Annotated in this window: 18 protein-coding genes; 9 read left to right on the top strand and 9 right to left on the bottom strand. The window is 66.1% G+C overall.

The window, feature by feature from the left end; all coding sequences use genetic code 11:
* Positions 1–44: 44 nt before the first annotated feature.
* Positions 45–1,514: a PLP-dependent aminotransferase family protein gene (locus F8S13_04220; protein KAB8145246.1), complete on the bottom strand. Its 1,470-nt coding sequence runs from the start codon at positions 1,512–1,514 to the stop codon at positions 45–47.
* 158 nt (positions 1,515–1,672) lie between these two features.
* On the opposite strand from F8S13_04220, the gene F8S13_04225 reads away from it, so the two are divergent.
* Positions 1,673–3,115, top strand: coding sequence for a GAF domain-containing protein (locus F8S13_04225; protein ID KAB8145046.1), 1,443 nt, complete (start codon positions 1,673–1,675; stop codon positions 3,113–3,115).
* Between the two features lie 82 nt (positions 3,116–3,197).
* Here F8S13_04225 and F8S13_04230 read toward each other — a convergent pair whose 3' ends face one another.
* Positions 3,198–3,761: a DoxX family membrane protein gene (locus F8S13_04230; GenBank protein KAB8145047.1), complete on the bottom strand. Its 564-nt coding sequence runs from the start codon at positions 3,759–3,761 to the stop codon at positions 3,198–3,200.
* A 445-nt stretch (positions 3,762–4,206) separates the two neighbouring features.
* Between F8S13_04230 and F8S13_04235 the strand changes: the two genes are divergently transcribed.
* The 3 genes from F8S13_04235 to F8S13_04245 all read left to right on the top strand — a co-directional run bounded on the left by F8S13_04235 (position 4,207) and on the right by F8S13_04245 (position 9,210).
* Positions 4,207–5,937, top strand: coding sequence for a hypothetical protein (locus tag F8S13_04235; protein ID KAB8145048.1), 1,731 nt, complete (start codon positions 4,207–4,209; stop codon positions 5,935–5,937).
* A 58-nt stretch (positions 5,938–5,995) separates the two neighbouring features.
* Positions 5,996–6,460: a phage holin family protein gene (locus F8S13_04240; GenBank protein ID KAB8145049.1), complete on the top strand. Its 465-nt coding sequence runs from the start codon at positions 5,996–5,998 to the stop codon at positions 6,458–6,460.
* Between the two features lie 413 nt (positions 6,461–6,873).
* Positions 6,874–9,210 (top strand): YfhO family protein, encoded by a 2,337-nt coding sequence (locus tag F8S13_04245; protein KAB8145247.1) that lies wholly within the window; start codon positions 6,874–6,876, stop codon positions 9,208–9,210.
* A 72-nt stretch (positions 9,211–9,282) separates the two neighbouring features.
* Here F8S13_04245 and F8S13_04250 read toward each other — a convergent pair whose 3' ends face one another.
* Positions 9,283–10,626 carry a phosphomannomutase/phosphoglucomutase gene (locus tag F8S13_04250; protein ID KAB8145050.1) on the bottom strand — a complete coding sequence of 448 codons (1,344 nt, stop codon included), beginning with the start codon at positions 10,624–10,626 and terminating at the stop codon, positions 9,283–9,285.
* Between the two features lie 914 nt (positions 10,627–11,540).
* On the opposite strand from F8S13_04250, the gene F8S13_04255 reads away from it, so the two are divergent.
* Complete coding sequence (locus tag F8S13_04255) at positions 11,541–12,185, top strand: dipeptidase E (GenBank protein ID KAB8145051.1); 645 nt, start codon at positions 11,541–11,543, stop codon at positions 12,183–12,185.
* 82 nt (positions 12,186–12,267) lie between these two features.
* The gene (gene mnmG, locus F8S13_04260) at positions 12,268–14,247 is read left to right on the top strand and encodes a tRNA uridine-5-carboxymethylaminomethyl(34) synthesis enzyme MnmG (GenBank protein KAB8145052.1); all 1,980 of its coding nucleotides are present in this window, start codon (positions 12,268–12,270) and stop codon (positions 14,245–14,247) included.
* 58 nt (positions 14,248–14,305) lie between these two features.
* On the opposite strand, the gene F8S13_04265 is transcribed toward mnmG, so the two are convergent.
* The 4 genes from F8S13_04265 to F8S13_04280 form a co-directional block, all read right to left on the bottom strand.
* Complete coding sequence (locus F8S13_04265) at positions 14,306–17,149, bottom strand: PAS domain S-box protein (protein ID KAB8145053.1); 2,844 nt, start codon at positions 17,147–17,149, stop codon at positions 14,306–14,308.
* A 273-nt stretch (positions 17,150–17,422) separates the two neighbouring features.
* Complete coding sequence (locus tag F8S13_04270; protein ID KAB8145054.1) at positions 17,423–18,112, bottom strand: PIG-L family deacetylase; 690 nt, start codon at positions 18,110–18,112, stop codon at positions 17,423–17,425.
* 507 nt (positions 18,113–18,619) lie between these two features.
* Entirely contained in the window at positions 18,620–20,053 is a 1,434-nt protein-coding gene (locus tag F8S13_04275) for a HAMP domain-containing protein (GenBank protein ID KAB8145055.1), read from the bottom strand.
* A 52-nt stretch (positions 20,054–20,105) separates the two neighbouring features.
* Positions 20,106–20,792, bottom strand: a complete 687-nt coding sequence (locus F8S13_04280) for a response regulator transcription factor (protein KAB8145056.1) — start codon at positions 20,790–20,792, stop codon at positions 20,106–20,108.
* A gap of 319 nt (positions 20,793–21,111) precedes the next feature.
* Here F8S13_04280 and F8S13_04285 point away from each other — a divergent pair, with 319 nt between their 5' ends.
* From F8S13_04285 to F8S13_04295, 3 genes are read left to right on the top strand one after another with little or no spacing between them, the layout of a single operon-like run.
* Entirely contained in the window at positions 21,112–22,980 is a 1,869-nt protein-coding gene (locus F8S13_04285) for an efflux RND transporter periplasmic adaptor subunit (protein KAB8145057.1), read from the top strand.
* A 2-nt stretch (positions 22,981–22,982) separates the two neighbouring features.
* Complete coding sequence (locus F8S13_04290) at positions 22,983–24,266, top strand: FtsX-like permease family protein (protein KAB8145058.1); 1,284 nt, start codon at positions 22,983–22,985, stop codon at positions 24,264–24,266.
* 54 nt (positions 24,267–24,320) lie between these two features.
* A complete protein-coding gene (locus F8S13_04295; GenBank protein KAB8145059.1) occupies positions 24,321–25,046 on the top strand; it encodes an ABC transporter ATP-binding protein in 726 nt (241 codons plus the stop codon).
* A 77-nt stretch (positions 25,047–25,123) separates the two neighbouring features.
* On the opposite strand, the gene F8S13_04300 is transcribed toward F8S13_04295, so the two are convergent.
* Entirely contained in the window at positions 25,124–26,122 is a 999-nt protein-coding gene (locus F8S13_04300; GenBank protein KAB8145060.1) for an inorganic phosphate transporter, read from the bottom strand.
* Entirely contained in the window at positions 26,115–26,741 is a 627-nt protein-coding gene (locus F8S13_04305) for a DUF47 domain-containing protein (GenBank protein KAB8145061.1), read from the bottom strand. The genes F8S13_04300 and F8S13_04305 overlap by 8 nt, the downstream gene beginning before the upstream one ends.
* Positions 26,742–26,859: the final 118 nt, after the last annotated feature.

Here is a 26,859-nt window from a genome sequence, read left to right on the forward strand (position 1 = left end):
TAGACCCCATTCTGCGCCACGCTGTCGCCCGAATCTGCTGGCGGTTACCGCCGGTATGTCAGCGATCGCCACGCCTGCGCCAGCCGCCGCACCGCCGCCGCGATCTCGGCTGGGGGGATGGCGGCGTAGCCAAACAGCAGGCCCGGGCGCGTGGGCGGCCCAAGCGTGTAGGCCGCGATCGTGTTGAGCGTGATGCCCTGGGCTGCCGCCGCCGCCACCATCGGCGCGACTCTGGCGCTCTCATCGAGCCAGCCCACCAGGTGCATGCCCGCCTCGCTCGGCTCGATCTGGATGAGGCCGCGCAGGTGCCGATCGGCGGCAGCCACCAGCGCCTCCTGTCGCTCGGCGTAGATCTTGCGCATGCGGCGCACATGCCGCGCAAATGCCCCCGACTGCAGGAACTCGGCGGCGGTGGCCTGGTCGAAGCTGGGCGAGCCACGGTCGGCCAGGGCGCGCGCGTTGCTGAACGCGCCGATGAGGTGCGGCGGCACCACCAGATACCCCAGCCGCATGGCCGGAAATAGCATCTTGCTAAACGTGCCGATGTAGATGGTGCGCTGGTGGGTGTCCAGCCCCTGCATAGCAGGCAGCGGTCTGCCCACATAGCGGAACTCGCTGTCGTAGTCGTCCTCAAGGATCCACGCGCTGTGGTCGCGCGCCCACTCGATCAGCGCCAGCCGCCGGGCCAGGCTCATGGTGATGCCGGTGGGGTACTGGTGGGAGGGGGTGACGTAGACCAGCCGGGCGTTGGGGCTGGTGGCCCGGGCCGCCGCGATGTCGATGCCCTCGGGGCCGACCGGCACCGGCACCACCCGCGCCCCCAGGCCCAGCAGCGCCCCGCGTGCGCCCAGGTAGCCGGGGTCTTCGAGCAGCGCCACATCCCCAGGGTCGAGCAGCAGCCGCCCGATGATATCGATCCCCTGCTGCGAGCCGCTGATGATGATCACCTGCTGGGGGGTGCACGCCACGCCTCGGCTGCTGGAAAGGTAGGACGCAATCGCCTCGCGCAGCGGCGCGTAGCCAGCCGGGTCGCCGTAGCGCAGCAGCTCGGGGCTGGGCGCGCGCATGACCTTGGCGGCGAGCTTGCCCCACAGCTCAAAGGGGAACAGGTCGACGGCGGGCATGCCGGGGCGGAAGGCCAGCGGTGCATTGGTGGCGAGCGGGGGCGCGGCGGCGATGGCTGCGATCTGGGCACCGCGCGCCGAGAGTGCGCCCGCCCCCGGTGCGGCGGGCGCGCTCTCGATCGGCGGCGGGCCGCTGCGCAGCAGATCGTCGGGGATGTGGCGGCTGATATAGGTGCCATCTCCCACCCTGGTCTCTAGGTAGCCCTCGGCCAGCAGCAGCTCGAAGGCGCTGACCACGGTGTTGCGCGACGCGCCGATCTCCTGGGCCAGGGTGCGGGTGGCGGGCAGCCTGCTGCCCGGCGCGAGCCTCCCGCTGAGAATGGCATCGCGCAGCGCATCGTAGAGCTGGCGATAGCGAGGGGTGAGTCTATTTTCGCGGAGGGTGAGCATGATCGACGGCGCGAGATCGCTCAGCTCGACCTGTGGTAGCATGGGGGCCTCATTATTGCGTACGGCGTGGCTGGCTCATGGGCACGATACCATGGCTGCTGGGGCGGGTACAAGCGTACCTTTGCCCTATTTTGCCACCATGCTACAATAATACCCATATGAGATATCGATTTACGCGCACCCCAAGCGCCGCAATCCGGCGCGCACACCACCGAGCCAGCCACGAGGCCGCCATGCGCATGCGCATCGCCGAGCTTGAGGCCAGCGTCGCGATGCAGCGCGGCGATGTCGCGCCGCAGCTGAGCGCGCTGATGTCGATGAGCATCACGCTGCTGGTCTCGCACGAGCTCGAGCCCATCCTCTCGCTGGCCACGCAGTCGGCGATGAACCTGCTGCCGGGCACCGGCGCGGCGCTGGCCTTTATCGCCGACGACACCGGCGAGCAGCTGACCCTGATCGCGGCCAATGGCTTTAAGGCCCGCAACAACCTGCGGTTCTCGCGCCAGCAGGGCTTCCCTGGCCACGCCTTCCTCACCCCGCGCCCCATGCTGGTGGTCGGCCCCCAGCTCGAGATGCTGCTGGAAGATCTGACCGAGGAGCAGCACCACGTCCTCTCCGGCCTGATCAGCCCCTACCCGCCGTCGAGCGCGATCTTTATGCCGCTGCGCACCGAGGCCCGCCGGATTGGCGCGATGGTCGTGCTGGGCAGCAACAACGCCCACCTGCTGCTGCCGCGCGATCTGCCCTTTGCCCAGTCGCTGGGCAGCCTGGTGGCCGTGGCCCTGGCCGAGGTGCTCGAGCGCGAGCGCGCCACGGTGCTGCAGCACGCCCTGCTGGCCTCCAAGACGCTGCACGCCGAGGCCGAGGCCCGCCTGAACACCGCCGAGGCCCAGCTGCTGCAGAGCGCCAAGCTGGCCGCCGTGGGCGAGCTGGCCGCCTCGATCGCCCACGAGATCAACAACCCGCTGTATGCGGCGCGCAACAGCCTCTACTTGGTCGATCAGGACATCCCGCCGGACTCGCCGCAGCGCACCTTTCTCGACATTGCCCAGAGCGAGCTGGCCCGCATCGCCAAGATCGTCTCGCGCATGCGCGATTTCTACCGCCCCGCCCGCGACGAGCTGGAGCCGGTGGATCTGAACATGCTGATCGACGAGACGATGGAGCTGGTGCAGACCCACCTGCGGCGCGGCCAGATCATCATCCAAAGCTCGCTGTCCGACGATGTGCCCGAGATCATCGGCCACGCCGACCAGATCCGCCAGGTGTTCCTCAACCTGATGATTAACGCCTGCGACGCCATGCCCGATGGTGGCACGCTGCGCGTCGAGACCAACCTCATCCCTAGCTCGTCCGATCTGCCGCCCTACGCGCGGATCGAGATCTCGGACACCGGGCAGGGCATCCCCGACGAGCATCTGGCCAGGATCTTCGAGCCGTTCTACACCACCAAGGCCCAGGGCACCGGCCTAGGGCTGGCGATCAGCGCGCACATCATCGCTCAGCACGGCGGCCAGATCAGCGTGGCCAGCGCGGTGAACGAGGGCACCGCCTTCACCATGCTGCTGCCGGTGCTGCCGCCCAGCGACGCCGAGCGCTAGCCACACCCGGCGCGACAGAACAAAAAGCAGAGCGGGGCCAGCTGGCCCCGCTCTGCTTTTTGTTCAGCCCGGTCTATGGTGGCTATGCGGTTCGCGGCCTGGGAGCCTGGCCGCCGCTGGTGCGGGCCGCGATCTGAGCCTTCAGGAAGGGGATCACGAAGCGGTCAGCCGCGTAGTAGGTCACGCCAGCGCCGCCCATAACGATCAGCAGGCCGATCACCAGCATCTGCGGGTTCACGCTCACCGTGCCAGCCAGCAGGTACGACAGGTTCATGATCACGCCCATCAGCGCCGAGAAGCGGGTGAAGATGCCGATGATCAGCGCGATGCCGACCAGCAGCTCGCCGTAGGCCACCATGTAGCTGAACAGCGTGGCGTTGGGCATAAACACGTTCTGCACCAGGTCGGCGTACCAGTTCTGCACGCCGGGGCGGCTGCCAGGCACAAAGTCGGGGGCCAGGTACGACTTGGCGATCGCGCCCTTCAGGAAGCCGGTGACCGAGGCGCCGGCCTTGTTGCCGACCCATCCTGCGCTGCCCTCGCCGAAGACCTTCTCGAAGCCGTCCATCGCCCAGTTGTAGCCGAGCCAGAGCCGAAGAAGAAGCCAGATGATACCAGTAAACTTGGGCTGCTTGAGCGTTTCCATAACCTGCCTCCACCTCTTGTAGAAGTAACTTTAAATTCAACTGAGACTATAGTAGCAGGTGTAAAGCGCAGTGTGGTGAAATAAAACACAACTTCTTGTAAAAGGGCAATAACTATAGAAATGCAGGCAGCTATTAAAATTTGTATAGTAGTTTTAAGTGAAACAACGCTTGTTTCTTGCTAGATTATAGTTAGGTGTGGCATATCAGGGTGAACCATACCCCTCTATATTGGCGGTATGTGGTATAGTAGAAAAAGCGTCCAGTCGCCTGCCGTCGGCCTGAACAGGACGATCGGCCATCTCGACAGAATCTGTGCATTCCGCTATAATCACCCCAACGGACCCTCGCCTAGCCCTACCGGATGACGTGACAGCACGAAATTTTCTGCTTCTCCTTGTCCTATTAACATGCGCTGCCCTTCTCTTCCCAGCATCCCCAAGCGCGGTGCCTGCGGTCTACGCCGCCGAACCTAGCGTCACGCCGCTTGATAGCGCACCGTTTGGTATCAACACCCATCTAGCCACGCGCTACACCGATCTGGCCAGCATGGATGTGCCCGCCGCACTGGTGGCCAACGCAGGCGCAGGCTGGGCGCGCGAGGATGTCCATTGGTGGCGGGTCGAGCAGACCCAGGGACGCTGGGACTGGAGCTATACCGACGCGGCTTTCCGCGCCCTGCTGTCGCGCGGGGTGCAGGTGGTGGGCGTGCTGGGTCACCCGCCTGGCTGGGCCACGCCCTACACCGGCGACGCCCCCAACGATGTGTCGTTCTACGCGCCCGACCAGCAGCTGTTTGTCGCCTACGCCCGCGCGGTGGTGCAGCGCTACGGCGCATATATCAAGCACTGGGAGATCTGGAACGAGCCAGACAACGAGCTGTTCTGGAAGCCCGCCACCGACCCCGCCGCCTATGCCCGCCTGCTGATCGATACCAGCGCCGCCATCCACCAGATCGACCCCAGCGCCAAGGTGCTGCTGGGCGGCATCAGCCCCTTCAACCTCTCGTACCTGCGTGGCGTGGCCGCCGCTGGCGCGTGGGGCAGCTTCGACATCCTGGCCATCCACCCCTATGTGGACCCCAACTCGCCCGAGGATGGCGCGATCATGGCCGCCGCCGACGGGGTGCGCACCATGATGGCCAGCTATGGCCAGAAGCCGATCTGGGCCACCGAGGTGGGCTGGTCGAGCGGCCCTGGCGACCACGACGCGGTGGGCATCGTCGATCAGCAGCAGCAGGCCAACTATCTGGTGCGCTCCATGCTGCTGCTGTGGCGGGCTGGCATCGAGCGCAGCTTCTGGTACACGCTGAAGGATGACCCCGGCAACCCCTACGGCCTGTTCGAGTACGGCACTGGGCGGGCCGATTTTACCCACCCCAAGCCAGCCTACAGCGCCTTCCGCACGCTTAGCCAGCAGGTGAGCGGCACCAGCTTTGTGAGCCTGGGCAACCTGTTTGTGCAGTCCTCGGCGCTCGACTTCGAGGATTTTGGCCGCTGGTCGCGCGGCGATCAGCCCTATGGCTCGCTGACCGCCACCACCGCCGTGCAGCAGGAAGGCAAGCAGGCGGCGGCGATCAACTATATCTTCCCCACCGATCAGAACGACTACGTGGTGTTCAACCGCGCCACGCCAGCGCCGATCTCGGGCACGCCGCGCGAGCTGGCGGTGTGGGCCTATGGCGATGGCAGCGGCAACGTGCTAAAAGTCTGGCTGCGCGATGCCGAGGGCGAGGTGCTGCAGTACTCGTTTGGCACCGTGGGGCCGAAGGGCTGGCACCAGCTGAGGGTCTCGCTGGCTGCGCCGGTGGCGGCCTGGAACCGCATCAGCCAAGATGGCAACGGCAAGCTCGATTTTCCCGCCGCGATCACCGCGCTGGTGCTGGATGACGGCACCGACGAGTTTAGCGGGCGCGGCACCATCTACCTCGACGCGATCGCTGCGGTGAGCGGGCCTGCCGCCTACGACCTGCGGCTGCGGCGCGGCAACGCGCTGATCGATGTGCTCTGGGCGCAGACGCCCATCCAGGCCAGCTTCACGGTGGGCGGGGCCAATGCCCGCGTGGTCGACCGCGATGGTGGCCAGACCACCATGGCCGTGCGCGGCGGCTCGATCCCCTCCATCACGCTCGGCGATGCGCCACGCTATGTGACCTCGACCTTCACCAGCTCTCGATAGCCGCATTCCCCTGCCCCACCCCGCTGCGGCGACAGGCTGCGGCGGGGTACTTTTATGCATGCCCGAAACTTGCTACAATAGCTCCGCATTCATCGTACAACTGATAGGAGTGGACGTCTTGAAACTGCTCATCCGCTGGTTCATTAATGCCCTGTCGCTGCTTGCGGCTACGAATCTGGTGAAGGGTATCGAGATCATCGGTTCGAACGGCTGGGTGACGCTGATCGTGATGGCGGCGGTGTTTGGGATTGTCAACGCGGCCATCCGCCCGATCGTGCAGCTGCTCTCGCTGCCGCTGGTGGTGGTCACCTTGGGCCTGTTCACGCTGGTGATCAACGCGCTGATGCTCTGGTTTGCCTCTTGGCTCTCCGATGCGGTATTCGGCGCGTCCTTCCACGTGGCCGGGTTCTGGCCAGCGTTCTGGGGCGCGATCGTGATCAGCATCGTCTCGTGGCTGCTCTCGATCTTCTTCCACGACGAGGATCACTCCTCCAGCTCGCGGCGGCGCAAGTCGCGGCGCTAGCGCCCGACCTCGCCCCGCCGCACACCTGCTGCGGCGGGGCTTTTTTTGCCTGGCTCAGGATCTACGCTTTTATGCTGCGGTTTTATCGCATCTGGGCATGGTGTTTTTCTCCCTCGTGCCTTCGTGTCTTCGTGGTTAAATGTTTCCCCTTGGTGCCTTGGAGTCTTGGTGGTAAATGGATCTCCGGCTCGCTCTAGCGGCGCTTCGACGGCATCCCGCTATAATAGGGCCTTGGCATACACCCGAGGCCCGGCGGCGCGGCGGCGCGGCGGGCTGCTGAATACCCTAGGTGCCGCATGGCTTCTCTCTCTCGCTGGCCCCACGCGCGGCGCTGGCTTCCGCTGGCCGCGCTGCTCGCGATCGCGCTGCTGCTGCTGTGGCGCGCGCTGCTGCCTGGGCGGGTGCTGCTGCCCATGGATGCGCTGCTCCATCTCCACCCTTGGCGCTACTCCTACGAGCGCGTGTCGGTCAACAACCCGATCGCCACCGACCCGATCAAGCAGGTCTACCCGCGCCGTGTGCTGGCCAACCAGATGATCGGCCAGGGCGCGTGGCCGCTGTGGAACCCCACCGTGCTGGCTGGCACGCCCCTGCTGCCCGATGGCCAGCTGACCCTGTTCTACCCGCCCAGCGTGCTGTTTCTGCTGCTGCCGCTGGCCCAGGCCTACGGCTGGTACGCCTTCCTGCAGGTGATGCTGGCGGGGGCGGGCACCTTCCTGTTCGCGCGCCGCATCGGGCTGGGGCGCGGCGCGGCCACGCTGGCGGGCGCAGCCTACATGCTCAACGGCTACATGCTCACCTGGCTGCCGTTCCCGCACCACACCGGCGCGACGGCCATGGTGCCGTGGTGCTTCTGGGCGGCGGAGTGGGCGATCGGCGGCGGGCGCTGGCGGCGCTGGCCGCTGGCGGGCGCGGTGCTGGCGCTGCCGCTGGTGAGCCACCTGCAGGTGGCGTTCTACGCCTACCTGTGCGTGGGCTGCTATGTGCTGCTGCGCGCCGCCCAGCTGCGCGACTGGCGGCCTGCGGCGGGGCTGGCGCTGGCGGGCGTGTGCGCGCTGGGGCTGGGCGCGGCCCAGCTGCTGCCCTCGGTGCAGCTCTCCTCCCAGGGCCAGCGCGCCGATCTGGGCGTGCAGCCCGGCAGCGCACAGGAGCAGTTCATGGCGCTGCTGCGGCTGCTGCTGCCGAGCACTGGCGGCAGCGCCCGCGTGGGCGACGCGCCCGCGTGGGGGGCGCAGCTGCTGCAGGCCCCGCAGCCCTACGCGGGGCTGCTGGTGCTGGCGCTGGTGCTGGTGGCGCTGGCCCGCTCGCGCCATAGCGCTGCCGCTTTCTTCGGTGTGCTCGCCGCCGCCGCGTTTGCCATGGCGGTGCGCACGCCGCTGCTGCAGCTTTTCGCAGCGCTGGTGCCGCCCTACCGCCAGTTCGAGGACCACACCCGCTGGTTTGTGGTCTGGGGCTTCGCGGTGGCGGTGCTGGCCGCCATGGGGGCGCAGTCGCTGTTCGAGCGCAGCCGCACGCGCTCGGCGGGGCTGCTGGTGAACCGCGCGCTGCTGCTGGGCGGCGGCGCGGCGCTGCTGGGCTGGGCTATGCTGCACCTGCAGCTGTTCACGCCCGCATCGCGCTATGGCCAGTACATCACGGCGGTGCGCCAGCAGCCGCTGCTGCCCACGCTGCTGCTGGGCGTGGCATCGGCTGCGGCGCTGGGGCTGCTGGTGGCTGCGGCGCGCACGGGCCTCCGCAGCCTGGCGCTGGCGGGCTGGCCAGTGGCGGCGGCGGTGCTGGCGGTGGATCTGGTGTGGAACGGCGGGGGCTACGCCACCACCTTCGACCTAGGCCAGGTGCGCCCGACCGCCGACCTGAGCGCGGCGCTCGCCCAGGAGGGCGGCGCGGCCCAGGACGCGGGGCTGCTCTACCCGCCCACCCGCCAGGTCGATTTTCTGCTGCGCCAGCCAGGGCCGTTCCGCATCCACGGCGGCGACTACGAAGTGCTGCCGCCCAACTTTTCCTCGACCTACGGCCTGGAGGATGTGCGCGGCTATGTGTCGCTCTACTCGGCCCGCTACAACCAGCTGGTGCGCCTGATCGACGGCAAGGACTACCGCCACACCGGCGATGAGGATATCGCTTTTCGCGCCTACCTTACCTCGGCCTACAAGCACCGCCGCCTGCTGGACATGCTGAACGTGCGCTACATCCTGTTCACGCCCGGCAGCCAGAATGTGGCGCTCTACCAGCCGCTGGAGCTGGTGCAGCAGAGCGACGAGGGCGCGATCTACCGCAATCCCAACGCCCTGCCCCGCGCGTGGCTGGTTCACCGCGTCGAGCACCTGCCCGATGACATCGCCCAGCTCGACCGCATGGCCAGCGCCGATTTCGACCCGGCCAGCCTGGCCGTGGTGGCCGAGGCTGCGCCCGCTGTGCAGCCCGCCGCCGCCGCCGAGGCCGCGCCCGTGGTGAGCTATGCGCCCAACCAGGTGCGCATCCTGGCCACTGCTAGCAGCGCCGCGCTGCTGGTGCTGGCCGACTCCTACGCCGATGGCTGGGATGTGACAGTGGATGGCCAGCCTGCCGCGCTCTACCGCACCAACTACACCTTGCGCGGCGTCTGGCTGCCCGCAGGCGAGCACACGGTGGAGATGCGCTACCAGCCGCGCTCGTTCACGCTGGGGCTGGCGATCAGCGGCGGCACGCTGCTGGTGGTGCTGGCCGTGGCCCTGTGGGCCGCGCGCGTGCGCAGGCGGGGCCGCGCCTAGCCTGGCGCAAAGCAAAGGGGCGTGGGCAGCTCCACGCCGCCCGCGCCCCTTTGTGTGCTTCCGAACGTAGCGCTAGCCGCGAATAATAGCCAGCAGCTCGTCGCGCTTCTCTTCCATCTCCGCCGGGCTGGCGATCGACTCCATGTTGAGCCGCAGCAGCGGCTCGGTGTTCGAGCCGCGCACGTTGAAGTGCCAGGTCGGGTACGAGACCGACACGCCATCCATGTGCTCGATCTTGCCGTCGCTGTAGCGCTGCGCCAGCTCCTCCATCTTGGCCTTGCTGTCGCTCACCCGCGAGTTGATCTCGCCGGAGATGAAGTATTTAGCCTCAAGCGGCTGCAGCAGCTCGGAGAGCTTCTTGCCCGTGGTCGAGATCATCTCCAGGATGATCAGCGAGGGCAGCAGGCCCGAGTCGGCGAAGGAGAAATCCTTGAAGTAGTAGTGGCCCGTCACCTCGCCGCCGAACAGGGCATCCTCATCGGCCATGCGGCGCTTGATGAAGGCGTGCCCCACCCGCTCCATCAGCGGCGTGCCGCCAGCGGCGGTGATCAGCTCGGGCACGGCCCACGAGGCGCGTACGTCGTAGACGATCTTGCTGCCGGGGCGCTTCTTCAGCAGGTACTCGCCCATCAGCGCGGTCATGAAGTCGCCCGACACGAACTCGCCGCGATCGTCGATCGCGAAGAAGCGGTCGCCGTCGCCGTCGAAGGCGAAGCCTACCGCCGCGCCCTCGGAGACCACGCGGGCCTGCAGCTCGGCGCGGTTCTCGGGCTGCAGCGGGTCCAGCCCGTGGTTGGGCAGGCTGCCGTCGGGGTCGAGGTACAGGCCGACTAGATCGACCGGCAGCTTTTCGTAGACACGCTTGAGGATGGGGCCGACCATGCCGTTGCCGGTGTCGGCGATCACCTTCAGCTGCTTCAGCGCCGCCACGTCGATCAGCGAGAGCATGTTGGTGATGAACTCCTCGGAGAGGTCGACCTCGCTCATGGTGCCGGTGCCGCTGGGCGTGTCGTAGGCGTCGCTCTCCACGATCTGGCGCAGATCCTGGATGCCCTCGGTGCCGCTCAGCAGGTAGGGCATCTGCCGCACCATCTTGAAGCCGCTGTACTCTTTGGGGTTGTGCGAGGCCGTGACCATCATACCCGGCTTGCCGAGCTTGGCGCAGGCGAAGTAGAACTGGTCGGTGCTGACCATGCCGATGTTGATCACGTTTGCGCCCTGGTGCATGATGCCACGGGTCACATGGTCGAACTGGGAAGGCCCGGAGAGCCGCATGTCGCGCCCGACGATCACCTCTTTGGCCTTCAGGAAGGTCACGAAGGCCCGTCCGATGGCGTAGGCGGCCTCGTCGTTCAGATCGGTCGGGTAGATCCCGCGGATATCGTAGGCTTTGAAGATTCCAGCATTGACCTGCATGGGTGTCTCCTCATAAAGATTGTTCAAACCGTTTCTGAGGCATTATCGCATATCTTGGGCCACGTTCGGTTGCGCCTTGCCCACATGGGCGGAATGTGTGGCAAGCCTGCCGCATAGCACAAATCAGGGGCGGGATGTCATCCCGCCCCTGTGGCGCAGAGGAAATATTGAATTACGGGCGGGGCCAGGGTCTGAGGGTGTGCATGTGATGCGGGGGCTTCTGCCTGGGCGGTGCGCGTCCGCCCAGATCGGCGGGAATAAGCTCGAAAAATCGTATGAAGGCGGCTGATAGACCACCTGGCGCGTTGCTCTTGATCGCCCTCACGTAATCAAGACGCTAGAGGTGGGGCCAAATGCACGAGCGGATAGCGACTGAAGTGGCAGCAGGAGGGAGATCGCTGATAGGAGCTGCTGCCCGTTGTAGCAAGAATACAGCCTCCTGTGTTCTACAACGGTTGTGTTCGCACGAGCAACCTGGCACCAGAGGGACTATGCCAGCCTGTTCGCTGAGAGCCGCCACAAGCGTGTGTTGGCTTGCTTGTACATTGCAGAGGTCATACCAACCTGATGTAGTCACTATACCATATAACACGAGCCAAGTTATTGCAGTTTCATTGCAAAATGTCATAACCACTGTGAATCTTTTCGGCTTTCTGATCATAGGTAAAGAAAAGGTTTAAGAAAATCGTTATGTGTCACGAATAAACGGGGGTGGAAACATTCGACACGCGAAGCTTTGTTCTTTCATCCTATGCGGCATGCTCCGGCTGGCTGCTCGCATCTCCGAATGATTAGATGCGGATCTGCCCTGGGCATATGCTGGTTATGCAATATGCATCTTGGATAGGAGGTGCTCTGCCACCGAGTTGCTATACTTGGTAGTATGCCGTGTAGCCCAAGGAAGAAGGCCTACAATGCTTCGTTTGGTGTTGTATAGCGATCAGATCATTCCTGCAAACCAGTCTGTTGACCGCGAGCTGTGCGAACTTTTGGGGCAGTCGCATCCACGGGTTGGATATATTGCTTCGTCCCATGATCCGTCGCGTCGCTATTTTTTGGCGCGGCAGCAGTACTATCGCCAGTACGGGATCGACCTGTGCTGCTATACCGAGCTGGATGTAGCATATGATCCCGCCCAGCTTCAGGATCTGTTTTCCTGCGATGCTATCCATCTTTCGGGAGGGAATACCTTTTCTTTTCTCCACTGGCTCCGGCGGCGACAGCTTCTTAAGCCGCTGCGTCGCTACGCCCATCAGGGCGTGCTGATCGGTGTGAGCGCCGGGGCGATTGTTCAGACCCCATCGATTGATTCGGCGCTGCTGTGCGGTGACACGCCCTCCGCTGAGGCATTCGATACCGCAGGTATTGGGCTGGTGCCCTTTGGCTTTCTCCCCCATGCTACGGCAGCCGAGCCAGGGGCACAGGCTATGCAAGCCTATGCCGATACACACGGATACCCACTGTATGCCTGCCCCGATGGTGCTGGCGTGGTGGTCTGTGGCGAGACAGTGCGCTGCATTGGTGATGTGGCTATCTATCAGCCTGTGGGGCGGGCCTAGGATCTGCCTGTTTGGTGGAGCGGGAGTCGCTCTGGCGCGCTGGGATGCCTTATGCGCCTGTGCATGGTACAATACTCGGGCTATGAATCAGAATCAACACCCGACAACCTACGATGTGATCGTGATCGGCGGCGGCCACGCGGGCTGCGAGGCGGCGGCGGCGGCGGCGCGCATGGGCAGCCGTACTATGCTGATCACCATCGACCTGGATAAGCTGGCGCACATGTCGTGCAACCCCTCGATCGGCGGCCCGGCCAAGGGGCATCTGGTGCGCGAGATCGACGCCATGGGCGGCCTGATGGGGCGTATCACCGACCAGACCTTCATCCAGATCCGCCTGCTGAACGAGAGCAAAGGCCCCGCCGTGCAGGCCCTGCGTGCCCAGGCCGACAAGCGGCTCTATGCCAAGGTGATGAAGGAGGCGCTGGAGCAGGTGCCCGGCCTGGATCTGAAGCAGGCCATGGTCGAGCGGATCGTGCCGCCGCAGGCCGAGGGCGGCCTGTTCTCGGTGGTCACGCACACCGGGCGGGTGTTCCTGGGGCGCACGCTGGTGCTCACCACCGGCACCTTCCTGCGCGGGCGGGCGATCACCGGCCCGGCGATCTGGGGCGCGGGCCGCGCGGGCGAGTCGCCTGCGGTGGCGCTGGGCGAGGATCTGGCCGGGCTGGGCTTCCCGCTGGTGCGCCTGAAGACCGGCACGCCGCCGCGCGTCGACGCCCGCACGATCGACTTCAGCCAGGCCACGGTGCAGCACGGCAGCCGCACGCCGCTGTACTTCGGCCACTACTACGCCGACCCCATCCCGCCGGTCGACCCGGCCTTCCACGGCCCGCCCTCGCACGTCTACCCCGCGCCCACGCTGGATGGCTGGCACCCGCAGCTGCCGTGCTACCTGATCTACACCACCCCCGAGTTCCACGAGGCCATCCGCCAGAATCTTGACCGCGCGCCGCTGTTCTCGGGTGTGATCGAGGGCGTGGGGCCGCGCTACTGCCCCAGCATCGAGGACAAGATCGTGCGCTTCGCCGACAAAGAGCGCCACGGGCTGTTCCTGGAGCCGGAGGGCTGGAACACCAACGAGGTGTATGTGCAGGGCTGCAACACCTCGCTGCCCGAGGATGTGCAGTGGCAGATGCTGCGCGCCATCCCCGCGCTGCGCCAGGCCGAGATCATGCGGGTGGGCTATGCGATCGAGTACGACGCGGTGGCCACCGGCGAGATCACGGCGGACATGCAGACCAAGCGCATGCCTGGCCTGTTCCTGGCGGGCCAGATCAACGGCACCACCGGCTACGAGGAGGCCGCCGCGCAGGGCCTGATGGCGGGCATCAACGCCGCGCGCGCTGCGCAGGGCCAGCCCTCGGTCATCCTGCGCCGCGATGAGGCCTATATCGGCGTGATGATCGATGATCTGGTGACAAAGGAGATCCACGAGCCGTACCGCATGTTCACCTCGCGGGCCGAGCACCGCCTGCTGCTGCGGGGTGACAATGCCGACCTGCGGCTGACCCCGCTGGCTGGCGATCTGGGCCTAGTGGATGCCGCCACGCAGGCCGCCGTGGCCCACAAGCGCGAGCAGACCGAGCAGATGCAGGCCGCGCTGCGCGGGCGGCGGGTCTACCCATCCGCCGCCACCAACGAGCGGCTGGCCGCCGCCGGGATCATAACGATCACATCGGAGATGAGCGCCGAGGAGCTGCTGGGGCGCTTCGAGACCAGCTACGAGCAGCTGCGGCAGGCGCTCGATCTGCCCGCCCTGCCTGGCTATGTGGCCGAGCAGCTGCGGATCGGCGCGGTCTACGGCGGCTATATCGAGAAGGCCCTGAAGGAGACCGAGCGCATCCAGCGCATGGAGACGCGGCGTATCCCTGCCGACTTCGACTATGCCGAGGTGAAGGGGCTGCGCAACGAGGCCCGCCAGGTGCTGCTGCGGTTCCGCCCGGCTACGCTGGGGCAGGCCGCGCGGCTGGCTGGTATCAACCCATCCGATGTGGCGATCGTGCTGGTGGCGCTGGAGCGCCGTAGTGCGGGCGAGGCCCGCGCGGGTGCTGCGGCGACCTAGCCTAGCCGGGCTGGTGGCGGCGGGGGCCTTGGCTCCCCGCCGCTTTTGCTTGCCTGCGCTAGGCGCTGGCCTCGCGCTCGCAGTCCAGCACCTCGCGCACCTTCAGGGCCAGCGCCGCCACCGAAAACGGCTTCTGGATGAATGATGATGCGAGCAGCAGCGCATCCTGCTGCGTGGCGCTGCTGCCTGGATACCCCGACATAAACAGCACACGGATGCCGGGCCGCAGCTCGCGCAGCCGCTGCGCCAGGATGGTGCCGCTCATCTGCGGCATCACCAGGTCGCTGAGCAGCAGGTGGATCGCGCCCTCGTAGCGCTCGGCGACGCGCAGCGCCTCCTCGCCGTTGGTGGCATCCAGCACTGTGTAGCCCTGGCTGCGCAGCACCCGCAGCACGATCTCGCGCACCGAGGCCTCATCCTCGGCTACCAGGATGGTCTCGGTGCCGCCATAGGGCTTGGCCAGCGCCTCGCTGGCTGGCCGGGGCGTGACAGCGGCGGTGGTCGCGGGCAGGAAGATGGTGACAGCGGTGCCCTCGCCGATGGCGCTTTCCAGCTGGATGCTGCCGTTGTGCTGCTTGATGATCCCGTAGCACGTGGCCAGCCCCAGGCCGGTGCCGGTGCCCGCTGGCTTGGTGGTGAAGAACGGCTCGAAGGCCTGCTGCAGCACATCGGGTGACATGCCCACGCCGGTGTCGGCGACACGGATGGATGCCACGTACTCATAGCCGCCGCTGAGCGGGATGGACAGATCGGGGCTGCCCGCCATGTGCAGCTTGGTCTCGATCAGCAGCTTGCCGCCCCATGGCATCGCATCGCGGGCGTTGACGGCCAGATTGATCAGCACCTGCTCGATCTGGCCCGGCTCCACCCGGCATGTGCACGGGTCGGGGGTCAGCAGCGTCACCAGCTCGATATCCTCGCCCAGCAGCCGCCGCAGCATCTTATCCAGCTCGTAGATGGTGTCGTTCAGGTTGACCACCTGCGACTCGATCACATGGCGGCGCGAGAAGGCCAGCAGCTGCCGCGAGAGGCCCATGGCGCGGTTGGAGGCGCGCTGAACCTCGATCAGGTCGTGGTAGAGCGTGCTATCGCGCGGCAGATCGTCGAGCGCCAGCTCGGTGTAGCCGGTGATCGCCGAGAGCATATTGTTGAAATCGTGGGCCACGCTGCCGGCCAGCCTGCCGATGCTCTCCATCTTCTGCGACTGGTAGAACTGGGCCTCCAGCGCGCGGCGCTGGGTGGTGTCGCGCGCGACCAGCACCACCGTGCGCACGCCCGCCTCCTCGATCAGGGTCGACTGGATCTCGAACCAGCGCAGCGAGCCATCGGCGTGGCAGAGCCGCACGGTGTCGAGATGCCGCTCGACGCGCAGCAGGCTGCGCCAGTGCTGGCGTAGGGCCTCGCGGTCGTCGGGGTGGATCACATCGAACAGGCTGGTGCCGATCAGATGTGACACGTGGATGCCCAAGATGCGCTGATGCGAGGGGCTGGCAAATAGATAGCGGGCCTGATCGTCGAGCAGCGCGATCAGATCATGGGTGTTCTCGGCGATCAGCCGGTACATGCTCTCGCTCTCGCGCAGGGCCAGCTCGGTCATCTTCTTCTCGGTCACATCCTGCCCGATCAGAATGATATACGGCTCGGCGCTGCTCTCGATCAGCTCAAGCGATGCCTGCATCTCGCGGATGGTGCCTGCGGCGGTGCGGAATGGCAGCTCGATACGGTGGATGGCGCGCCGCCGCCGCAGCAGGCGAAACAGCGCCCTAGCCGAGCGCGGCGGGATGCCCAGCTCGGCCTCGGCCAAGGTGTGGCCCACCAGCGCGTGGCGGCGATGCCCCAGCATGCTGAGCGCATGGCCGTTGATGTCGATGATCCGCATCTCGTCAAGCGAGATCAGGATGATGCCTACCAGCTGCGATTGAAAGACGGTGGCGAAGCGCTGCTCCGATAGGCGGAGCGCCTCCTGGGTGCGGCGGGCCATGGTGATGTCGGACAGCACCAGCGTGGTGCCCATCAGGGCGCTGGCCTGGTCGAAGATTGGTGCGATGGTGGCCGTGACGCTGCGGGCGGGGCGCTTGCGGCCATGGATGAGGATGTTGTCGCTGGAGCGGAAGCTGACCATCTGGCGACACTCGTGCACGATCCGCACGAGGTCGGGCAGGGGCTGCTGGGTGAGCTGATCGACCAGCAGCACCACGCTTGCGAGCGGTCGGCCCAGCGCCTCGCCCTGGCTCCAGCCGGTCAGGGTTTCGGCAGCGCCATTCATGATCGTGATCAGGCCGGCGCGGTCGGCCACGATCACGGCGTCGCCAAGGCTGTGCAGCGTGTAGGTGAGCCACTCGTTTTGGCCGCTGAGGCTCAGGTGGCTGCTGGTCAGCTGGTAGTTGGCCTGCTCGAAGTCGGCCAGCAGCGCGCCGAGGCGCTGGCGAAACGACCAGAGGATCCACAGCACAAATCCAATGGTGAGCCAGGTCAGCCCGATGCCCAGGGTGCGCTCATCCACCAGCACCTGCTGCAGCTGCTGGCCGCCCTGCAGCAGGTGAAATGCGGTCATGCCCAGGCCGGTGATGGCGCAGAGGCCCAGGGCGAGATTCATCCAGCCGTTGTCGAGGATGGTGAGCGCGATGGCTGCGATCATCAGGATGGCCAGCATGATCGCGATCAGCGGCGGCCAGACGATCAGCGCCGTCAGCACCAGCGCACCCACCAGCCCGCCCACCGTGAGCAGGGCTGCGGCCTGCAGCGCGCCCCTTGCGGCCAGCCAGCGGGCGGCGAGGATGACCATGCAGCCGACGAACGTGAAGATGGTGCTGGGCCACATGGCATCGTTCTGGGTGATCTGCTGCGCGGCCAGCTGCAGCAGTGCGGCGGCGGATGTCACCCACATCAGCCAGCGCAGCACATGGGTGATGCTCTGCTGCTGAAACTGGACGAGGGGCGATGCCCTCGAAGAGGAAGGCGAAAACGGCACTGTTACACCTACCTTCTCTCAGGCGTCGGCCATGTGGCAACTGATGGCATAGGCCTTCCTGTGCGCCATGCAGCGGGCCAGAATACTGCCAATCGCTTGGTCGGAGAGGGCGCGATGGGTGGGGCGGGCGCTGCGCATAGCAGCGGTGGTAGGTCGCGCCGGACTGTTGTACCGATCTCTGCGCCGCCGTGGGCGAGCGCGGCATCAGAGCACGATCCGCTTGAACTCCTCGGCGGCATCGAGGCCGTATTTTCTGCCGACCTCGGCTATGTGCGCGCGCACGCGGTCCTCCCAGGTCGGGTTCTCATCTAGCTGGGTGTGGTGCTCGTGCAGGGCCGCGATCTTCTGCTCGACGAATGGCGCGATATCTTCGGCGTGGTCGGGCTGCTCGGCCATCCAGAGCAGCAGCGCCTCGGGCCGCCAGACCGCCACGCCGATCTGGGCTAGGCCGGGCATGAACAGGTGGTCGCGCGCGCTCACCAGCCCGTTGATCACGGCGAAGCCCACCACACGGTGGTCGGGGTGCATCATGTAGTGTTTCCACGGATCGTGGGTGAACACTAGGTGCGGCTTGAGATGGCGCACGTAGAGCGCGATCTCGGCGCGCAGCTGCGGCGTCGGCTCTAGCTCGCCGTCGTTGTTGCGCAGGAAGATGACCTTGTTCACCCCCAGGCGGGCGGCGGCGGCGCGCTGCTCGTGCTCGCGGATCTCGCTCAGGCGGTAGGATGTCATCTCGGCGTCGTGGCTGCCCTTGTTGCCGTTGGTGACGATGATGAAGGTCACATCCCAGCCCTGGGATGCCAGCTTGGCGATGGTGCCGCCCGCGCCAAACTCGTTGTCGTCGGGGTGCGCGCCGATCACCAGCGCGCGTTTGAGATCGTCGAGCTCTGCCATGGGGTCGCTGTTCCTCTTCTGTCGTGTTGCTGCCAGATTCCGAATGGCGATGCCGCGCCGGGGGTGCCGCCGCATGGGGCATGTCGCCCGCTGGCCGGGGTGGGCGAGGGGATGGGCTGCCATGCCGCCGCATCGCTGCGCGGGCATAAAGACAGCCACACCTGGTGTGCGGCTGTGGTCCATGGACGGGCGCTTGGGCTGGCCATCGCGCCGGTCGCTGCTGCGGGTTGCCTTCGACACACGGCACTGTCATAGTACCATGTTCTTCTGCATTCTGGGGGCGCTCTTGGGCGAAAAAGCAGGGCCTCTGCGTTGTTGATTGGCGGCATGTTTTACCACCAGAACGCCCAGGCACCAAGGGGGCGCAAGAAAAGCCACAACGAAAGGCACCCATGCCCGACGGCTGGTGGCATAGGCAGCATACCGCTCTGCCCAGCGCATTGCATGAAAGCCAGGCTGTGCGCTCGTTCGTCTTGTGGTTGGTCGTGTGGAGGGTGCGGCCCGCGCCTACGGATGATAGGCGATCGCCTGCGGTGCCTCAAGCGGGGGCGGCAGGGCCTTCTCGATCGGGATGGAGAGCACGAAGCGGGTGCCGCTGCCCAGCTCGCTGGTTACGCTTACCTGGCCACCGTGGGCCTCGACGATCGACTTGACGATGGCGAGGCCCAGCCCCGAGCCGCCGGTGTCGATCTGGCGCGACTCGTCGGCGCGGTAGAAGCGCTCGAAGATGTTGGGCAGGTGCTCGGCTGCGATCCCGCAGCCGGTATCTTCCACCGCCAGCTCCACGTGGCTGTCGCTGGCCTCGGCGCTGAGCGCGATGCTGTCGCCCGGCTGGGTGTGGTGGAGGGCGTTGCTCACCAGGTTGCCCAGGGCGCGGCTCAGGTACTCGGGGTCACCCACCATGGATGGCTCGCCGCGCAGCTGCACTGCCAGCCGCACCCGCTGCTGGTCGGCCTCGTGCTGGTAGAGCGCGGCGGTGCGCTCCAGCAGCTGGCGGGCGGTCAGCGGCTGCTTAGCCAGCGGCAGCTCGCCCGCGTCGGCCTGCGAGAGCATGTGCAGCTCCTCCACCAGCCGCAGCAGCAGCTGGGTCTCGTCGTACATGGTGGCGAAGCGCTTGGGCGAGGGCTTCAGCACCTCGTCGCGCAGGGCCTCAAGGTAGCCCGAGATCACGGTGAGCGGCGTGCGCAGGTCGTGGGCGATGTCGGCGGTCATCTGGCGGCGCAGCTGGTTGGATCGGGCCAGGTCGGCGCTCATGCGGTTGAACTGGGCGGCCAGCAGCCCCAGTTCGTCGCTGGAGCGCACGGGCACGTGCTGGGCCAGGTCGCCCTCGGCGATCGCGCGCGCGGCCACCGTCATGTCCTTCACAGGCCGCGTGATGAAGCGGGCCAGGATGAAGCCGCTGAGCAGCGCGATCAGGGCCGCGCCCAGGGCGGCCCAGCCGATGGCGTAGCTGGTGCGGGTCAGGTAGCGGTTCTCGTTGGTGTCGCGCACCGGCTCGAAGATCTGCACCACCGCATAGCCTACGGTTTGGCTGTCCACCACGATCGGCTTGGCATCCTGGATCATGGGGCGCGGCACGGTATCGCCGATATTGTAGCCGTTGAGCGGGATGAGCAGATGGCCGGTGGTGTCGGCCACGGCGAAGCGCAGCGGCAGCGGCGGCGGGTTTCGGTTGGGGTCGCGCGGCTTGCTGTCGGCCTGCTGGTCCTGCTGGCTGAAGGTGCGGTAGCTGTCGAGCCGTGCCTGGGCCACGCCATCCCAGCTCTGGTTCTCGGCATAGTAGCTGGCGGCGTTACGGATGTAGATGGAGCGCAGCTGGGTGACGACATAGTCGTCGAACTCGGTGGCGACCGAGCGCCAGATAAAGAAGAATGCCAGCGCCATCCCCACCACGCTTGTGAAGAGGAAGGCCGCCACCAGCTTTGCTGTTAGAGAGCGCATGTTCTATCCTGAATCTTGTGCCGAACGCTGTTGGGTGCCGAGCCTGGCCGCGCTAGGGCGCGCGGCAGCGGTAGCCTGCGCCAAATACCGTCTCGATATAGTGTGGCCGCGCCGGGTCTTTCTCGATCTTGCGGCGCAGGTTGCGGATGTGCACGTCGATCGTGCGCTCGACGCCCTCGTAGTCGTTGCCCTGCAGGCGCTCCAGCAGCAGCTCGCGGGCGAACACGCGGCCAGGCGCGGCCATCAGGGTGGCCAGCAGCTCGAATTCGGAGGGCGTGAGGTTGACGGCCAGCCCCTCGACCGTGACCATGCGCGTGCTGCGGTTGAGCGTCAGGTCGTCGAGGCGGTAGACATCGTCGGGCTGGCTGGCATCCATGGTCACGCGGCGTAGCACCGCGCGGATGCGGGCCAGCAGCTCGCGCATGCCGAAGGGCTTGGTCACATAGTCGTCGGCCCCCAGCTCCAGCCCCACCACCTTGTCCGACTCCTCTAGCCGCGCGGTGATCATGATGATCGGCTGGCGGAACTCGCGGCGGTAGATCTTCATAAACTCGAAGCCGTCGAGGTTGGGCATCATCACATCCAGCAGCAGCAGGTCGGGGTTCTCGCGCCGGGCCACGGCCAGCGCATCCACGCCGTCGCGCGCGGTGACCACGCGGTAGCCCGCCTCGGTCAGGTACTCGTCCACCAGCGTGCGCACGCTCGGGTGGTCGTCGGCAACCAGGATCGTCTTCTTCATCTTTCCTCCATACCGTGGCGCGCAGTACGATGTGTGGCTGGCGCGAGGCCCAGTGTTGTCGGCATGGGCGCACATCTTCAGTGCTGGTGGCCTGCATCGCCGTGCGCTGCGGTGCCCCGCCGTTCTTCTAAGTATAGCCCCCACATATTTAGATTATATGTAGAAGCGGTGCATCCCGCATATATAGAAATACTAGGAAGTCACACAACTTCTATATACCTTCTGAACATCTCTTCAGTACCCTTAGCCTCGGAACATTTGGAACCCGTCGATCGGGGTAGAACAGCGCACCGATCCAAGTTGTATCGTGAGAGAAACGATGTTTGTGAAACCGCATTTTTTCCGCGTGCTAAGGCATACGCTCGTGCCGGTGTGCGTGGCGGCGTTCGTGCTGAGCGCCTGTGGCACCCAGAAGGCGACCAGCCAGTCGACCAGCATGAAGGTGACGCGCGGCACCATATCGCAGAGCATCAGCGGCAGCGGCCAGATCGAGGCGAACCAGGAGAGCGACCTGAACTTCGGCCTCGACGGCACGATCTCCGAGGTGCTGGTGTCCGCAGGGCAGCGCGTAAAGAAGAACGATGTGCTGGTGCGGCTGCAGACCGACGATCTCGATCAGAAGGTGTCGCAGGCCCAGGCCAATCTGAAGAGCGCCCAGGCCAGCCTGGATGAGCTGAAGGCCGGGGCCAGCGAGACCGATATCGCGAAGGCCAAGTCGTCGCTCACCACCGCCCAGCTGCAGCTGCAAAAGACCAAGACCGGCGACGCCAAGCCTGGCACGGTGGCCAGCGCCAAGGCCAACCTAGAGACGGCCAAGGCCGAGCTGAACGCCCTGCTCAACCCCACCGACGCCGACCGCCAAGAGGCCGAGCGCGCCGTGACCGACGCCCAGAACAGCCTCCAGTCCACCAAGGACTCGGCATCCGCAAATAAGACCAAGGCCCAGTACTCGCTCGACCAGGCGGTGCAGTCGCTCACCACGGCCCAGGCCAGCTACGCCGCCGCCAAGCACAACTGGGACTACGTGCAGGAGACCGGCAACGACCCGACGAACCCCACCACCACCAACTCTAGCGGCAACAAGGTGGCCAACTCGCTGAACGACAGCGAGCGCCAGCAGTACTACAACACCTTCGTGCAGGCCGAGGCCTCGCTCAACAACGCCCAGACCTCGGTGCAGTCGGCGCAGCTGAGCTACGACAATGCCCGCCAGCAGGAGGTGATCGATGTGCAGACCGCCGAGAACAACCTGGCCTCGGCCCAGGCCAAGCTCGACGCCCTGCTGAACCCCAGCGCCAGCGACATCGCCAAGGCCAAGGCCTCGGTGACCAGCGCCGAGGCCTCGGTGGCCAGCGCCAGCGGCGCGGGCACCGCCACCGATGTGAAGATCTCCGAGCAGTCGGTGGCCCAGGCCCAGTCGAGCCTGGATGCCCTGCTGGCCCCGGCCACCGATGTGGAGCTGGCCCAGGCCGAGGCCCAGGTGTCGCAGGCCCAGTCAAACCTCACCGAGGCCCAGCAGAACCGCGACTCGGCGGAGCTGAAGGCGCCCTTCGACGGCGTGGTGGGCGCGGTCAACGTCAGCGCGGGCGAGTCGGTGAGCGCCGCGAGCGACGCCGCCATCACCATGATCGACGACTCGCTCTACCGCGTGAACATGAGCGTCAGCGAGGTGGATGTGCCCAACCTTGCAGTTGATCAGGCCGCCAGCGTCACCATCGACGCCATCTCCACCGCCGTGCTCACCGGCACAGTCTCCTATGTGGCCCTGACCCCCACGGTGAGCAACAACGTGACCACCTATGAGGTGCACGTCAACCTCGACAAGACCGAGGCCGCCATCCGCGTGGGCATGAACGCCGTGGTGACGATCACCACCCAGGAGCACAAGGACGCGCTGCTGGTGCCGACCGTGGCCATCCAGCAGGGCACCAAGGGCAGCGTGGTGAATGTGGAGCGCAACGGCCAGACCGAGCAGGTGGATGTGAAGACCGGCCTGACCGACAGCTCGAACACCGAGATTCTCTCCGGCCTTGCCGAGGGCGACACGGTGGTGGTAACGCTCTCCACCGGCTCCTCGTCCTCATCCTCAACGTCGAATAATAATAGCGGCGGCGGCATCCCCGGTATGGGTGGCGGCATGGGTGGCCCGCCCAGCGGCGGCATGGGCGGCGGCGGAAGGAACCGATAGCTATGGCAACCGTACAAGCACGTGCGCGGAAGATCGCGCTGCCCGCGCTGCCCTTCGGGCGCGGGGCTGGCGAGAGCATCCGGATTGCGGTCAGCAGCCTGCGGGCCAACAAGCTGCGCACCCTGCTGACCATGCTGGGCATTATCATCGGCGTGGCCTCGGTGGTGGCGCTGCTCTCGATCGGGCGCGGCGCGACATCCTCGATCACCTCGCAGATCTCCAGCATCGGCAGCAACCTGCTGACCATCTCGCCGGGCATGTCGTTTGGCAGCGGCGGCGTCCGCTCATCGTCCAACAACCTGACGATGGCCGACGCCGAGGTGCTGGCCAGCCTGCCGGGCGTCGCGGCCAGCGCCCCGGTCTACCAGGGCAACTCGCAGATCATCGCCGGGTCGAACAACACCCAGTCGACCGTGCTGGGCGTGACCGATAGCTTCTTCACTGTGCGCAACGCCAAGATCGACTACGGCACCCTGATCACCCAGGATCAGTCGGACAGCATGGAGTCGGTGGCGGTGCTGGGCAGCGGTGTGGCCGAGGATCTGTTCTCGACCGCGAATCCGATCGGCTCGTCCATCCGCATCAACAACCAGATCTTCCGCGTGATCGGCGTGCTGAAGAGCGCGGGCGGCACCGGCAACTCGATCGACGACCAGGTGATGGTGCCGTTGAAGATCGCCCAGCTCAAGCTGTTTGGGGCGCGCTCCAGCAGCACATCCAGCCTGCTGCTCTCCACCGTCTACATCCAGGTCAGCTCGGCCGATCTGGTGGATGGCGTGCAGGATCTGGCCGAGAAGACCCTGCGCGTGCGCCACAAGCTGAGCAGCGACGGCACCGAGGATGATTTCCGCGTGTTCAACCAGGCCGATGTGCTTGAGTCGCTCAGCCAGGTGACAACCATCCTGACCGTATTCCTCGGCTCGATCGCCGGTATCTCGCTGCTGGTGGGCGGCATCGGCGTGATGAACATCATGCTCGTCTCGGTCTCCGAGCGCACCAAGGAGATCGGCCTGCGCAAGGCGGTGGGTGCGCGCCGCAGCGACATCATGCAGCAGTTCTTGGTCGAGGCGCTGCTGGTGAGCGTGCTGGGCGGCATCGTGGGCGTGCTGCTGGGCGTGGGCGTGGCCTATATCGTGAAGCTCACGGGCGTGACCACGCCGGTGGTGACCGCCGACTCGATCTTTCTGTCGCTGGGCTTCTCGATGGCGGTCGGCCTGTTCTTTGGTATCTACCCGGCCCGCCGCGCGGCGCGGCTGCGCCCGATCGAGGCCCTGCGCTACGAGTAGCGCCCCGAACACCCGCGCCCGCCACATGGCGGCACAAGCTACATGAGGTCTGGTATGGCTCTAATAGAGATCCGCGACATTGTGAAATCGTACCGCATGGGCGATATGGAGTTTCAGGCGCTGCGGGGCGTCTCGCTCACCATTGAGGCGGGCGAGATGGTGGCGATCATGGGGCCGTCGGGGTCGGGGAAATCGACCCTGATGAACACGCTGGGCTGCCTCGACCAGCCGACATCGGGCACCTTCCTGCTGGATGGTGCAGACGTGAGCAGCATGAACGACGACCAGCTGGCCGATATCCGCAACCGCAAGATCGGCTTCGTGTTCCAGCAGTACATGCTGCTGCAGCGCACCAGCGCCCAGCGCAACGTGGAGCTGCCGCTGCAGTACGCCGCCGCCGCTGCCGACCGCGCCGAGCGCGCCCGCCAGGCGCTTGAGTCGGTGGGCATGGGCCAGCGCCTGCATCACAAGCCCAACGAGCTTTCCGGCGGCCAGCAGCAGCGCGTGGCCATCGCCCGCGCCCTGGTGAACCGCCCGCGCATCATCATGGCCGACGAGCCGACCGGCGCGCTCGACACCCGCACTGGCGACGAGATCATGGGCATCTTCCAGCGGCTCAATCGCCAGGAGGGCATCACCGTCATCTTGGTGACGCACGAGCCGGATGTGGCCGCGTTCGCCAACCGCATCATCCACGTGCGCGACGGCCAGATCTCGAACGACGAGCAGGTGCTCAGCCCACGCGTGGCCGAGATGAGCACCGAGGAGCAGCCGGCCTAGCTGGCGGCTGCGCTAGATGCAGCGAGGCGGGCGACCAATGCTGGCCGCCCGCCTCGCTTTTTGCCGCCCCGTGCCGCCTAGCGGATGAACAGGTTGGTGAGGTGGTAGACCGCCCACGCCATCAGCGCGCAGGTGGGGATGGTGACCACCCAGGCGGTGGCGATGCTGCCCGCGATGTTCCAGCGCACTGCCCGCAGCCGCCGCGAGGCGCCCACGCCCAGGATGCTGGCGCTGATCACCTGGGTGGTGCTGAGCGGGAAGCCCAGGCGCGAGGCGATCTCGATCACCACGCCCGCCGTGGTCTCGGCCACGAAGCCGTGGATGGGCCGCAGGTCGGCCAGGCGCGTGCCCATGGTGCGCATGATCCGCCAGCCGCCCGAGGCGGTGCCGCAGGCCATGGCCGTGGCCGAGATCAGCACCACCCACAGCGGCACGTCGAAGGTGGTCTGCGACCCGTAGGCCACCAGCGCCATGGTGATGATGCCCATGGTCTTCTGCGCGTCGTTGCCGCCGTGCGAGTAGGCCATCAGCGCCGAGGAGAGGATCTGCAGCCTGCCAAACACATGCTGGATCCACGAGGGTGTCTGGCGCATCACCATGCGGGTGACGAGCACCATCAGCACCAGGGCCACGAAGAAGCCGACGATCGGCGAGAGCACCAGCGGCACGATCACCTTGGCGAGGATCGCCTCGTACTTGGGCACCGCGAAGCCGGCCTCGGCGATCGCCGCGCCCACGATCCCGCCGATCAGGGCGTGGCTGGAGCTGGATGGGATGCCATAGTACCAGGTGATCAGGTTCCAGATGATCGCTGAGACCAGCGCCGAGACCACCACGCCCTGCGTGATGGCGGCGGTGTCCACCAGGCCGGTGCCGATGGTCTTGGCCACGGCGGTGCCGGTGATCGCGCCCACGAAGTTCAGCCCCGCCGCCATGAGGATGGCCTGCAGCGGTGTGAGCACGCGGGTGGCGACGACGGTGGCGATGGCGTTGGCGGTGTCGTGGAAGCCGTTGATGAAGTCAAACGCGACCGCGAGCAGCACGATCAGCACCAGCACGATGAGTTCGCTAGGCATACTTGATCACCACGGTTCGCAGGACATCCGCCACATCCTCGCAGCGGTCCGACGCGCTCTCTAGCAGCTGGTAGACCTCCTGCCAGCGCACCAGCTCGAACACGTCGCGCTGATCGACCAGATCGCCGATCGCGGTGCGCAGGATGCGGTCGGCCTCGTTTTCGAGCCGGTGGATCTCGTGCACGTGCGGCAGAATGCTGTTCAGCCGCTTCTTGTCGCGCAGGCAGCCGATGGCCTGGGCGATCTCTTTGGTGGAGGCCAGGATGAGCTTGGCCAGCTCGTGGGCGTGGTGCTGGGTCTTGTCGATGCGGTAGATCAGCAGCGAGTCGGCGGCGGCGTGGATGAAGTCGATCACATCATCCAGCTTGCTGGTCAGCATCTCGATCTCGGGCGGGTCGAGCGGGGTCACGAAGGTTTTGTGCAGCAGGTCGAAGATGTCGTGGGTGATAAAGTCGCCCTGGTGCTCCAGCTCGGTCAGCTGGGCCACGCGGCCAGGCCAGTCCTGCTCGCTGGCAAACATGGTCTCAAGCAGGGTTGCGGCGTCCACAAGGTTCTGCGCGCTTTTCTCAAACCAGTCGTAGAACTTTGGTTCGGCGGGGATGAGTTGGAAGGATGCCATGAAATACAGTCCTCTTTGATTGTTTGTTGCAGTGTCAAATTATTAAGAGCCTTAACAAAGATACCATAAAAATATCGGTGCGCCGGTGAACCTTTTGCCGCGCTTCATGTCTGCTTCC

It is taken from the genome of Chloroflexia bacterium SDU3-3, assembly GCA_009268125.1.
Classification (GTDB): domain Bacteria; phylum Chloroflexota; class Chloroflexia; order Chloroflexales; family Roseiflexaceae; genus SDU3-3.